Here is a 13,007-nt window from a genome sequence, read left to right on the forward strand (position 1 = left end):
AAGGATTGACACCCAGACCATTCGTCAAACTAGGTAGCTTCCGCTCGTTACCGGTCATTCGTTGAGTTCCTCTTTGAGATTTTTGAAGCCTCGAACGGTGCTCAGGCCGTCAGCATCGAGTTCGTCGACGGCATCTCTGATGTTCGCGAACGACCGCGCCGACCGCCCACTGACACGCTCGTCGATCCTGTCGGCGTCTGCCAGCGCGTCAAGCACGTCGATAGCCGTCTCCCGAGTGTTGAATGCCCAGACTGCGTCACCGTCCACGGCGCTGAGCTTGTCGTAATCCTTGACCGGAGCGTGCCGATTGTTACTCGCAAGTTCTGCTTCACCAGCCCAGACGAGGTCGCCCTCATCGTCGAACCCAGCCACATCCAGCACCGTTCCATCGTCGTACTCGTAGTACGGCTCGACGCGAACAACGTCGTCCTGCTGCTGGATCCACAACTCAAGGAGCCGGATGCCAACCTTGTGCGGGGTTTTCTCGCCGAGGTCACCCTTGCCGGGGCCGGTGTGAAGTTCTCTACCGAGGAGGTCTCGCCCGGCCGGGAGAACGGTATAGGACTTGCGCCCCGCTGCAGATCCCTCTTCCAGTAGGTCCTGGTCTGTGAGCCGCTCCACATGGAGGTCGTCGTAGTCGTTCCGCAGCTGGCGCATACTTTTCAAGAGCGTGTACTCGTCGTCCTCTCTGTTCATCACGTCGAGGACCCGACCCAGGAATCGGACATCGTCGCGACTGAGCCCGCGTTCTCGAAGCTCGTCATCGGGAACGGGCACGCCGCTGTCCTGAACGGGTGTTGATCCGTTCGCCGGTTGCTCTGGCTGGTCGCCAGCTGGGTCCTCGTCGCTATCAATGGGTTCCCCGAACAACGAACTGACCTCCCCGTGGTCGCCATCGGACTCGTTGTCCGTCTCGGGTTGGGTGGTCGACGCCGACCCGTCCTCGGTCGTCGCGTGGCTGATGAACGCAGATTGGGTCGGGTCGCTCCCCGTATCTTCATCTTCCGACGAGACCACCGTGCCGGCTCCTGAACTTCCCCAGCCAGTCTCCTCCGGAGCAGGGCTCGATTCAGCCGTCGTTGTCAGTCCGTGCTGGGCCGCTGTGCGCTCGACCATCCGTGGCCGGGTCACGGACTCGAAATGGTCTACCTGCGGCTCTGTGAGCGGCTGGTCGCTTTCTGGATGCCCCGGTGCAATCGGGAGCGGCTTGAGCGAAAACGGCGGCGGCCCAGTCTCCCCGAACGACGGGCTCGGGAGCTGGGCGATCCACTCGCCGCTCGGAAGCGTGTTGATCCGGTTGCGGAGTTCGGTCGGGCTGAGGTCCTCGTGGGCGAGCGACTCCGCGAGATCGCGTTCAATCGAGATGTTGCCGATGAGCTTCGTCTTGATATTGTTCAGCACCTCGTCGTAGGCGCGTTCGTTCCGATTCCGCACCTGCCCGGGGAACTGCATCACGAGCCCCATACTCAGGCCGAACGACCGGCCCTGCGGCAGTAGCTGCTCGGAGACGAGCTTCGTCGACGCGACCGGCGCCGCCTCCTCGATGATGAGGTTGGTGAGCTTCTCGTAATCCGTCTGACCGTCGCGTCGGCGTACCTGGACGGCGTCCCAGAGGTTGCTCAGCAGCAGAAGCGTGATCGCTCGCTGTGCCTCCGGGCGGAGATCGCCGAGGTCGAAGATGATGGTTGCGTCTTCATCGAGGAACTCGCGGAAGTCGAAGCGGTTGTCGATGTACTCGCCGGCGTCGTTCTGCTTGGGGACGTGGCTGAAGATCCGCCGGAGATGCGCGTCTTCTTTGAGCTTGTCGAGGCGGTTCCCAACAGCGTCCATCGACACCTGGAACTGGTGGTTATCCTTCGCGAAGTGGCGGGTCAGCGATTCCTCGATGTTCTGGTTGTCCGCTGAGACCGGGGGAATCGTCTGGTCGCGCTGCATCCGGATGGCGGCGGCAAAGAGGTCATCCAGCCCGAATACTTCGCTCCCGTACTCATCGTCGAAGAGTGCCTTGATCAGGTAGCTGAGGATTTCGTTCGCGACGAACGCTTGGCCGTACCGCTCGCGGCCCATGATCATCCGGAGAATGTCGTGAAAGTGGTCGACCTTGTCCTGAATCGCGTCCTCCCGGTTGCGGCCCGCTTCGAGCGCTGGGCGAATGTCGAAGAACGAGAACGCGGGGATCGTCTCCGGGACGCGGAAGTGGTAGACGTCGTCGAGGCCCCCGAATCGCTCGTAGTGGCAGCGCAGGTAGTTCTCACACATACCGTCACCCTTCGGATCGACGAGGACGACGGGGCCACGGGTTGTCTCCCGAAGCGAGAGGGCGTCGTTGATAATGGCCTTCGACTTCCCACCGCCAGTCGACGCGAACCGCCCGTAATGCGTGGGCAACAGGTCTGGCGGGATTTGGATCGGATCCGGTCTCGGCTCCCCGTTATCGTCGAGGGCATACCCGATCTCCATCCCGTCCTGGAACTGCTGGATCAGGTCGGGATTCGGCCACGGTAGCGGATTGCGGCTCTGCTGCTCGGCCCTGGTCCCCCGTGCCCCTTCGACCGTCAACTGTTCGGAGGAGGGGACGAGGATGAAGTTCCCGAGCTCCGTCCCACAGAGGACCAGCTCGGGACGGGTCTTCCCTCGCCCCGTTGTCAATTCGCGATTGAGTAGGCGCTGAAGTGCGGCCCGTGCCTTCTTCTCCTTAGTTTTCTCACGGAAACCGCTGTCCCGGAAGCGTTGCCCCTTGACCTCGTAGAACGGCCCATCAAGCGGGTCGAACACGGGGAGGAGCGAGTCCATTCGGGCATCGAGGTCGTCACGAATATCGTCGGTGGGGACGCCGACGGCCCGGATGTTGACCGTGAACGACCGTTTGGCGTTCTTTGCGTCGATGGACTCGATGCGCTTCTCGACAGATTCGCTGAGCTGTCGTTCGTCCTGATCGCTCCGCTGGTCCTCGACTTCGAGTAACGACCCGACGACCTCCTGGAAGAACGTGTCTCGGCCGTCGATGAGGTCTTCTTTCCGCACCTCCGCGTCGGACTGCCAGCTAGCTCGCCGTTGGAAGACGACCTGAAACGCGGTCGGCGCTGTCGCCTCCATCAGGTGGTCGATCAGGGATGCTAGCGCTGCCCCCGGTTGGTCCATGGACGAGAGGTCGCCGTTCGTTTCCTCCGCTGTGAACGGCGTCAGCGAGGTCATCCAGTCCTGCTTCCGTGCTGCGGAGCCACACCACCGGACACCGAGCGGCGAGACGTCCTCGGGTGCTGGCCGCGTCAGAATCGTCCCGCCAGGGGTCATCGTCGGCTTCTCGATGGTGTCCGGAGAGTCGTCCGTATCGAGTGCCGCTGGCGGAGCTAGTTCGAGGGCTGTCTCACCGATGACAACGTGGTGGTCGGGGACCGAACCCACAGCAACACCACCGTCTGTCGCCGACCCCACAGCTGTCGATTCTGCTTGCTCCCCGTCTTCCTCGACGATTTTGTACCGCTCGTCAGCCCCAAACTCGTACTGAAGCTGCCCGTTCTCGTAGTGGCTGACAAACTGCTCAGGCGTCAACTCGACGTGCTGAATGAGGCGTGCGGCGACGTCGATGTCGACGCGTTCGATGTTGAACGTAGCCGGGTAAATCGAGCGAAGCCGCTTCTCGAGTGTGTCGAGATGGGCATCGGCCCCGTAGAAGAACTCCACTGGATCGTCCGGGCCATCACTTATTGCGAGGAACTCGAATCGGGGTGGTGTCTCACTGTGGAGGGGGTTCAGCTTCGCCCCCAGCCCCGACGATCCGGGCGTGGTTAATTTGTGGAGACTGTTGAGGACTCGAGGGATACTCTCCGGATTGAGTTGCTCGGACGTCGGCCGTACGCGCAGGTATTCAGCCATCGTCATTCCCCTCCGTGGAACCGCCGTCGGGTTCCGCAGCGACGACATCTGATCCGCTGTTCGTTTCGCTCGTTCCATTCGTTCCGTTCGCCGCTCGGTCCTCGAGTTCCGCTTGGAACTCTTGCATCTCACTATCGACGGCATCGTCGCCAGTACCGGGGAGTGAGGACCGCACCTGCTCGGTCGGATCGAAGTCGATGACTTGCTTCTCCTTGGGCATCGCCTCGACCTTGATGCCACGCCACTCGCCGTCGACGCCGACGAGCGCCTCGGAGAAGCCTGCGTCCTCGTTCCCCGGGACCGCGTCCTGCACGTAGCGCATCTGGGCGTAATTCAGCCCGAACTCGTCGGCCCACTGATCGTCCATCCCGTCCAGGCGATGGAACTGCTTGACGGCACACTGATCAAGGATGGCCTCGGATTCAGCGTGTTCGAAGAACTCGTCGACAGTCTGGGTGACGAGACGAATCGAGAGGTCGTGGTGGCGGTGATGGCGGAACACCGTCTCGAGGAACGCCAGACTCGCGGCGTCCTGCATGATGTACCGCGCCTCGTCGATGACGAACACGACCTCCTTGTCAGTCTCCTTCGCCCGCTCGTACACGAGCGAGATGAGCAACTGCATCGTCAGGGCTGTGCTGCTGTCGACGCTGCCCTCCTGTTGTGCAAGGTCGAGGTAGATGACCTTCTCGTCACGGATGTCGAACTCTGAGGACTTCCCGAGATTGGCGTGGCGACCCTCCTCCTCGAACGGGCGAAGCTGGTCGAGAAGCCATGTCGCGTCTTCGCGGATCTTCCCGGCCTCCTCGTCGGACCTAACCACGAACGACTCGGGGTCGTCGACCATGTCCTCGAAGACGTCCATCATGTCTCGGATGGTCGGACTGGGATTGCTGTGCGTTGAGATATCGTCGGTGATGTCGTTGCACTTGTAGGCGCGTTTGAGGCCGAGTTCGAGCGTCGTCCGGCGGTCACCGAGTGAGATACCGCGCAGTGCGAAGAAGTTCGTCAGGAAGCTCATGGCGTCGTCGAGCTTCTCGTTGAACGGGCTCGCGTCCTCGCCCATCGCTCGCTGGACGTGGTCGGGCGTCTGGCGGATCTCCAGGGGATTCAGCCCGAGCGTCCCACCGACGGTGATGCGCTTCGCTCCGAGTGCTTCGGAGACGCCTGCCCAGTTATTGAGCGGTTCGAGGATGATACCGATGCGGTCCTTACTCTGCTCGATAGAGCGGATGAAGTTCTGCTTCGACCCGAACGACTTCCCAGACCCGGTATCGCCGACGGTGAACATCGCATACCCGTTGTCACGGGCGAACGGGTCGATGACGACCGGGCTCTGGTTGTCCTTGTGGATCCCGAACTCGACCCCGCCCTCTTCGAGGATGGTCGCGTTATGCGGCGACGAAAGGAGTGCGCCGACGGCCCCACCGAGGGCGATTGACTCGCGCCCGAATACGTTGTCTCCGATGGGTGCAGCTGACTGTAGCGCGAGGTCCTGCCGACAGATCGCAGTCTTCGGCGTGAGGTTTGCCGGGTCGTCGCGGAGCGCACTCTTGACCTTCTGGACCGAGTCCCTGAGGTCGTCCTTGTCGTCGGCGCGGACCGTGACGAACATCCCCTGGTCGAAGACGTTCGCACCACTCTCGACGGCCTTGTACGTCGCAGCGGCTTCATTTGCCCGCTCTTGGAGGTACGCACTACGGACACTCTGTTCCAGATCCGCGTCTACCTGGAGGTCGTCAGCGATATCCTGCAGTTCATTCCGCGCACGCTGCTGGTTCTTCGGGGTGATGTGCGCTGTGAGGTCGAACTCGACGTCGGTCAACTCGAAGAGGTCGCTCAGATACCCGTCGTTCGGGTAGTCGGCGTAGTCAGCGATGTACAGCGTCGTCGTCCACTGCTCGCCAACACGTGCAGCTCGTGTCTCCCACTCGATGGCTGCCGGCGCGGTCACCGTCTTGTGGGACTCGGAGATGTCATCGAGGAGCTGCCCCTCTGCCTGCCCCTCCTCGAGTGTCTCCTCGTCGAGGACGTCCGAGAAGTCGACTTCGGGTTCCTCGTCGGCGGTGTGGCGGTCCCAGAGGAGTTTCCCGACGACTCCGAGGACCACAACTAACAGGAGGTAAATCGCCGCACCTTCGGATGACGTTGGGTTCAGCAGCCACTCTGTGAGCTGGGCGAGGGGCCCGCCACCCGCCTGCAGGACGACGTTATGCATTGGTCTCATCCTCCCGGCGCGAGTGGCCGATAATCGGTTGCTCGCGAACAACACGCTCTGCTTCGTCGTAGTCGTGCTCTCGCCCGTTCCAGAAGTCCATGTTCAGGACGAACAGCTCGACCGTACTGAGCCGACGAGCAGACCAGCCGGATGCCTGCTGGATGAACTCGGCGCGAACGTCGTTGACGCGGCTGTCCAGCTTCTCGAACATCTGTGCCCGGCGCTCGACATCCGTGAGGTCCTCACGCCGCGTCACGAACGGGTTGAACAGGAACCCGATGACGGGGAACTGCGTCAGTTTCTCCGCGGGTGTCCCTTCGTCTCGGTATCTGTCGTAAACTTCGAGCGGCGTGACCTCGACGCCGATGTAGTAGCGAACCTGCTGGATGCCACGATCACGCATCTCCTTGGGACGCGTCTCACGATACTCTTCGAGGAGTTCCCGGAAGATCGGGTTCTGCTTGACGTCCTCGTCGTTGAGCCGCTCCTCGATCGTCTCGGTGATTTGTTCCACCGGAAATGACCGGGTAGTCGCGTGCAGTTTGAGCTTCGAGTCGAGTTCCTTGTTGGCGAACTCTTCCCCGGCCTCCTGGAGCTGTGCCCAGTCGTCGGACATGGCGAAATCCATGTTCCCCGGGTCGATCTCGATGAACGCTTCCATCGTTCCGTCTGCCCGCTGGATCGCTCCAGCACCGGGCCACGCCCGCTTGACGTTTGTAAGGTCCTGCGTTCGCTCGTCCGGTTTGAACGGCGTGTAGTTCGCAAGCCCGCCCTCGTTTCGCTCTGTCTCGTTCGTGGTTCTCTCGGGCTCTTCTGGGGCACTGAACGTGACTCGCGGCCGCTTGGCGTAGCGATAGACGTCCTTCGTCCACGTCCACGCGTTCAGATGGTCGGGAGAGACGTAGATGACGGCAACGCCAAACCCGAATCCTCCTGCGACGAACGGGAGGGCAAGTGATTCGATTCCGGTAAGCCCAGCGACGAACAGCCCGATGATCGGGAAGGCGATGAGCACGCCGACGTCTCCTTCCTCGATGTTGAGGTAGGGGATGCGACTCTCTTCGCCGAACTGGTCCATGATGCGCCGTGCGGCTGCGTCTTGATCCATCGACATGGGTGCTTAGTAGATTCCAGGGTCGTTCTCGGTCCGCCGGTACGACGGCGTACTGTTCTCTTCGTCACTATTCTCTCCTCGAGCTGCGGCTTTCTGCGCGACAGCGTGACCAGCAGCTGCCTTTGGTCCCCAACGGGCCGCGGTCGTCGCGACGCCAGTGCCACCGACGTACGCACCCGCTGCGACTCCACCGATGAGTGCCGCCCCTTTCGTCGCGCCTCCGACGACCTTTGCAGTCAGCGGAGTCGCGTACTTGAACGTCTTCCAGGTCACATAGAGAGCGACGAACGGGAGAGACGCAGCAACGAGGTACTTGAGAAACTCGGTACTCGGCGTTAGTGAGCCTCCAGCATAGATGAGGTCGTATCCCTTGAGTACGATTGCTGCTGGAAGTGGTAGGACAGCCAAAGGAACAAATCGCTTAGCGAAACCCATCGCAATCTCAGAAATGACGGGAATATTCCCATAGGATAGAGCAAACGCAATCGGCATTCCGTACAGGTAGACGTAGAGCAGGATCTCGCGAATGTAGAAGAGGGCTTCCAACGCCCACATCGAGATACCACCAGAGAGGGCGAATAATAGCCCCAGACCTGGATTGGTAATAGAGACGCCCAAGAACCGTAGCATCGCTGCAGATACCGAGGAGAGGTCGGGCATTAGGGCAATGGTGAACCCATCTACAAGGTACAGGGTAAGAGCGCCAATCCAGTACCATGTGATGATAAGGAAAGCACCGACCCATGCAGTTTTCTTGGTCTTTCGGGCTTCGTAGGCACTACCCACGTTGAATATTCGAATGGTATGGCGGCCCTGTACACTCATTACGAGCAGGAGTAGAGCAATGAGCATGATCTCGCCACCAACGAGTCCATCCTGAATCGCTGGCCACGGTGCATTGCTTGGGTCACCGAAAATGAACGTTCCATCAGTCTGTGGCGTTGGTGTACCAAACATCGCCTCAGTCAGGGTCTGATACCCTGACCGGAGCCCATCCATGAAGAGACCGATAACCCACTCAACGACGTCTTTGAACCCTTCCAGTACGACGTCGATCAAGTCAACCATCGTCAGGCCTCCGCGATTGCGACCTCACAATCACTCATCTCCTCAGATCCAGAGTACTCCACATCGAACGCTTTCGCACTCTCGTTCCCGTTGACCCTTGACTCAACGAGAACGGTGAATTGTCCGCTATTTCCGTCAGGCGAACACCCCATTCCTTTCTCAGACTCTGAGCCAAAGGGGAACGAATTGCTGAAGATATCTGCTGTCTCTCCGGGGGCAACAACCACTTGCTCTGTTTCGTACATCCCGCTTCCCCGGGGATCTTCGATGGGGTTCGGAACATCTCCAGAGAACACGAGCTCAACAATCGCATCTGGGCCTGTGCCAGCGTTTGATACGGTAACGAACGCTTCGCCGTTCTTCAACCGGTCTGTCTCTGTGTCTCCGTAGATCTCATCCCACGGTTTGTCGGGATTGTTTCGGTAGAGTCCAACGTCTTGAATCTGGATTTCCGGTTCGATATCCCTCGTACTTTCTGCTACTCTCTCCTCCCCTTTCAGACCGACCACGCGGTACTCGCCGGGCTCGTATGCGGTTCCAATCTCGAACGAGACCTGTCGGGCCCCTGCAGCCACGTCACGCTTTCCGAACAGCTCTCCGTTCGGCTGGATGAGGTTGACTTGGTCGACGTCGGCTTCTGCCGAGAGCTCGACGACGAGCGTCGTTCCCTCGACGGCGACTCGCGTGAGCGGCCCCTGGCTGTTTGTAGTGGCTGTCCCGTCACCGGGGGTTCCGGAGCTACCACCGTCGTTCAGACAGCCAGCCACGCTCGCAAGCGCCGCGCCTGCAACTGTTCGGAGGGCGTTTCGTCGACTGATGTGTGGATGGTTTCTGGTCATGGGTTTCGTTGGAAGATGTCTTCTGGGCCGAGCATTCGGAGGAGACGGCGTCCTGCGTAGAACATCACGAAGAAGGGGATGAACTGCCAGCCGACCTCGAAGATGAACGCGAACCAGCCGTCGATGGTTCCGAGTGGGTGCCACCGGGCGGTCGCCGTATCACTCACGTAGGCCGGGTTGTGTCCGAGCCACGACCCCGGATGATAGCGAGCGGTGTAGATGCCGGGTTGATCGAGAGTTACCGTGGCAACACCCGAAGCGTTCGTTCTGACGCGCCGGTCTGCAATAGTGACGTATCCCGCACGAGCGCGGTCACCGATCGGCTGGACTCGTGAATCGTTCTCCCCGAGAACGATCGGAGCGCCAGTTTCGTTATCACGAAGCTCGATCCGAACGGTCGCCTGATTCTCGTTCTGTTCGAGCACCTCGACAGTGAGTGCGCTCTCACGAACCTGACGCTCTGCTCCGGCCTCTGGTTGGATGACGGTTGCGTTCACGTTACGGACGATACCAGCAACGTGCACACTCTCGCGGTTGACTTGGTCGGCCCGAGCTGCCAGTCCGTACGACGACGTGTACGACTGGTTTACGACTTCGACGTTGACGTTTTCTCCAATTGTGTCAGCAGGAGTTGGTCGAGTTGGTCCCCAGACGTCGAGGATTTTCGGTCCATCTCGCACCGGTTCTGCCCGTGGACCGATTCGCGACGGATACGCGTGGACGTAGACCGGGAGCGCGTCTGAGTCCATCTCTTCATCCGTACTCCCGTTTGTTTTCACAAGCGTGTCCCAGTCGGTATCCCGCGCAGTGTAGAACCGCCAGACACCGCGAACGCTCACATTCCCGTCCTCTGTGAGCGTGTAGCCCTGCCACGGACGAGTCTGAAACATCGCAATTCCATGGTCACCATTCGGATACTCGGCGTACGACGGGTACGCGGTGAGGTTGTACACCTCGATGTCAATCGAATCCGAGACGTTGCGGCGTTCAGTATGGTACGTAACGTCGGTGCTGGTGTGAGTGCCGTGGTCAGTGCGTCTTACTTCTTTCAGCTGGACCGAGATTTCAGCCTCGAGCATGAGTGTCGTGTTTCGATTCCCAGAGAGATTGTAGTCGAACGTGGGCGTAGGGCTCCCGTCAGCGCTGGCGAGAACCGTGGTTTCGTTCGTGAGACGCACCTCCTCGATCTCGGAGGTAGTCAGCGACCACTGGACGGTTGTTGCTCCAGAATCGTCCCCTTCCGGGATCAAAACGCGATAGTCGACGAACCCACGGAGCGTCCCGTTGGGGGCGACATACAGTGGTGTTTCACCTGATGTGAGGTGCCCCCGAGTCGACGGATGCACACTGAACACAGTTGCGTGAGCGTCCTGAATGAACGCCCCGTCTGAGAGATTCGCATGAGAGGGATAGACGGACGTTTTGGAACTACCCGGCTGGAGATCCTCGAAGTCGTTTCGAGTCCAGGTGGCCGCGGTTGCTGGCGGTCGTTTGAACGTGATGTCGGTCCCGTTCGCGAGTGCTCCCGTGAGGGTCCGGTCGTCACCAGTTCGACGCTGGAACTCGGTGTTATTCACAAAGGCGTCCGTGTCCCGAGACCAGAGCGTTGCGGACTCGTTTTTGTTGAGTCCGTTATCATCAGTGCCTGATGCCGGTGGACGGGCAGTCGCGACGGGAGCAATTACACTCGTGACGAGGAGTGCAACCACCAGCAGGGACACGTCTCGGTCCATATAGTTCGTGGATTAGCTAACGTGACCTGGTTACCAGGGGACGAGATCAACACACTGCGCCAGCGGGAGGCCCATCATCGACCCTGCGACCGTGTACAGCGGGCCGAGGATGACGAGGATAACAGCGGATTTCATCGCCGACCGTTTGTGGCGTTTGAGCCCCTTCTTTTGCTCAGGGTTGAGAGTGAACATCTCGACGAGAGAGTCCGCTTGCCAGACCACGGCAAGACCGACGATGCCGAGTCCGGTAGTCAGCTGGAAGAACCCCTCAATCATGCTGGGGAGGTTATCCGCACTGCAGACCGCGCTAGTCTGCGCCGCGGCGGGTTGGACAGCGAATAGGGTCAGCAGTGCAACGGTGAGAACGGCTTGTTTGGGGACCTTACTTACTACTGTGGACTGATTGTCAGCGCGATTCTCAGACGTCTCGGAGCTTGTACTATCCTGCGTCATAGTGGGTTATTCTTCTGTGTCTTCGACCAGTGCCACCAAATCGACGTACCAATTGGTCTCGTCGGCAATGTCTTCTTCCGTGTACCCTGCTCGCGGGCCCGTTCGAGGAGGGTGCGGAGGTCGTTGGGGTCAACATCGCGGACTTCCATTTCCTCCCGGAGAGCGTGGAGGCGTTGATGTGGTCGTTCCACATCAGGTACAGATAATCGATGTCTTCGATGGTGACTGGCCGGGTTATCATAATTAGTTATTCATATACACGTACTGTATGGTGTTCTACGCTGCCCGTTATTCATCTTGATATTAAATAAGTTCCGGATTTAGTGAGTGTTACGGAGTGATTCTCGCGGACCCTAAAAACAGAACACGTGCTCACCGTCGACGTCGGACACATCGATCGCGTCACTCCGCTCACTCGGCAGGCCCGTCAGTTGTTCACGTATCCGGTCGGTAATCTTGCTTGCTTCGACGTTGATTTGGCGCGGGAGTTCCGCCACTGCTTGAAGAACGGGATCGACCCGACGCCGGTATCCGACCTGTCCACGCTTCGACTTAGCGGTAGCTGGTCACCCGGTTCGCCATTGCCACCGAACATCTCGGTATTCTTGTCGCTATTGTCTATTCCGGTGATGGCCAAGCCCGTCTCGCGAAATCGTTACTATAGTAACAATCAAAAATAGTTGCTCATGTTTGGAACAACAACTCGATCGAGTGCTTTGTCGATCGCTGCGGTTAGTTCGTCGAGAGAGTCAAAGAATCGATTGCCGAGAGCGTCTTTCAGTTGTCTCCAGCACTCTTCAACTGGAGTGAGTTCGGGAGAATACGCCGGGAATCTCACCAGGGCGAGGTCGTCACGGGCCGTTAGGTCCGTGACGGCCGACGCCCGGAAGTATGGCGAACTATCGAAGACGACGATTAGATCTCCTTGGAATTCTTCGCACAGAGCGAGAATGAAATGCTTCGCGTGTTCGGCGGTAACGTATTCTTCGAATCGGGAGAAGAAGCGATCACCGTCCTCGGTGATCGCGCCAAGCACGCACGTCCAGTCACGCTGACCAGAAAGTTCGACCGACGGCCGCGTGCCGTGCGGAAACCACGCGGCACGCCTCGGTTCGCACAGATTTCATGGTCTGATCGATACAAACTACTGTGGCGTCCATCTCTCGTCGCTTTTTTTGAGTTCGTCGTGGAACTTGTCTCGGTCCTCAGGCTCAGTTTCGGCGGCTGTTCGACGAGGCTTCTGATAACTCAATCCCGCTTCTTTCATTATCCGCCGACAGCTGGGGAGTGAGTAGTCAATGTCGAACGTTTCTTCGAGAAATTCGTCGAGAAGCGCCGGCGTCCACGCCGGCGCGTCAATTCCTACATCAGTGGGTAGCTGCTGAAGGATTCGTTCCAATTTTTTCTGTTGTTTTTCGGTGAGTTTACGCGGTCTTCCTGACCGATGATCGTCCTGAACAGCCTGCTCAAGCGGCTCTTGTTCGAGCGGCTTGAGCCAACTGTAAATCGTTCGTCTCTGCACACCGTACCACTCGGCAAGCTCGGTTTGTGTGACACCGTTTTTGTACGCAACCGCTGCTGTCTGCCGCTGTGTCGGTTTATCTCCCTCAACGTTGTTGAGCGCGTGTTGAAGTTCCTCGACAGAAATCTCGTCAAGATGGTCGATGAATGACCAATAATACTTGGGTAGAAAGTTCTAACGCCTA

7 protein-coding genes and 3 pseudogenes are annotated in these 13,007 nt (G+C 59.3%); 1 reads left to right on the forward strand and 9 read right to left on the reverse strand.

Annotated features, from left to right (window positions below; genetic code table 11):
- Positions 1–54: 54 nt before the first annotated feature.
- The 8 genes and pseudogenes from C2R22_RS24120 to C2R22_RS26780 form a co-directional block, all read right to left on the reverse strand.
- Positions 55–3,876, reverse strand: coding sequence for an ATP-binding protein (locus C2R22_RS24120; RefSeq protein WP_103428353.1), 3,822 nt, complete (start codon positions 3,874–3,876; stop codon positions 55–57).
- Positions 3,869–6,103, reverse strand: a complete 2,235-nt coding sequence (locus C2R22_RS24125; RefSeq protein WP_173862857.1) for a VirB4 family type IV secretion system protein — start codon at positions 6,101–6,103, stop codon at positions 3,869–3,871. Before C2R22_RS24125 ends, C2R22_RS24120 begins: the two co-directional genes overlap by 8 nt.
- Positions 6,087–7,208, reverse strand: a complete 1,122-nt coding sequence (locus C2R22_RS24130; protein WP_103428299.1) for a hypothetical protein — start codon at positions 7,206–7,208, stop codon at positions 6,087–6,089. Before C2R22_RS24130 ends, C2R22_RS24125 begins: the two co-directional genes overlap by 17 nt.
- A 6-nt stretch (positions 7,209–7,214) precedes the next feature.
- The gene (locus C2R22_RS24135; RefSeq protein ID WP_103428300.1) at positions 7,215–8,276 is read right to left on the reverse strand and encodes a hypothetical protein; all 1,062 of its coding nucleotides are present in this window, start codon (positions 8,274–8,276) and stop codon (positions 7,215–7,217) included.
- A gap of 2 nt (positions 8,277–8,278) precedes the next feature.
- The gene (locus tag C2R22_RS24140) at positions 8,279–9,115 is read right to left on the reverse strand and encodes a hypothetical protein (RefSeq protein WP_103428301.1); all 837 of its coding nucleotides are present in this window, start codon (positions 9,113–9,115) and stop codon (positions 8,279–8,281) included.
- Positions 9,112–10,848, reverse strand: a complete 1,737-nt coding sequence (locus tag C2R22_RS24145; RefSeq protein ID WP_103428302.1) for a hypothetical protein — start codon at positions 10,846–10,848, stop codon at positions 9,112–9,114. The genes C2R22_RS24140 and C2R22_RS24145 overlap by 4 nt, the downstream gene beginning before the upstream one ends.
- Before the next feature lie 30 nt (positions 10,849–10,878).
- On the reverse strand, positions 10,879–11,301 hold the full coding sequence (locus C2R22_RS24150; RefSeq protein ID WP_103428303.1) for a hypothetical protein: 423 nt from the start codon (positions 11,299–11,301) through the stop codon (positions 10,879–10,881).
- A 6-nt stretch (positions 11,302–11,307) separates the two neighbouring features.
- Positions 11,308–11,542: pseudogene (locus C2R22_RS26780) on the reverse strand (hypothetical protein).
- A gap of 121 nt (positions 11,543–11,663) precedes the next feature.
- On the opposite strand from C2R22_RS26780, the pseudogene C2R22_RS26785 reads away from it, so the two are divergent.
- A pseudogene (locus C2R22_RS26785) lies at positions 11,664–11,858 on the forward strand (hypothetical protein); the annotation flags it as partial.
- Between the two features lie 113 nt (positions 11,859–11,971).
- Here C2R22_RS26785 and C2R22_RS24165 read toward each other — a convergent pair.
- Positions 11,972–12,967, reverse strand: a pseudogene (locus C2R22_RS24165) (IS630 family transposase).
- Positions 12,968–13,007: the final 40 nt, after the last annotated feature.

Source organism: Salinigranum rubrum (genome assembly GCF_002906575.1).
Taxonomy (GTDB): domain Archaea; phylum Halobacteriota; class Halobacteria; order Halobacteriales; family Haloferacaceae; genus Salinigranum; species Salinigranum rubrum.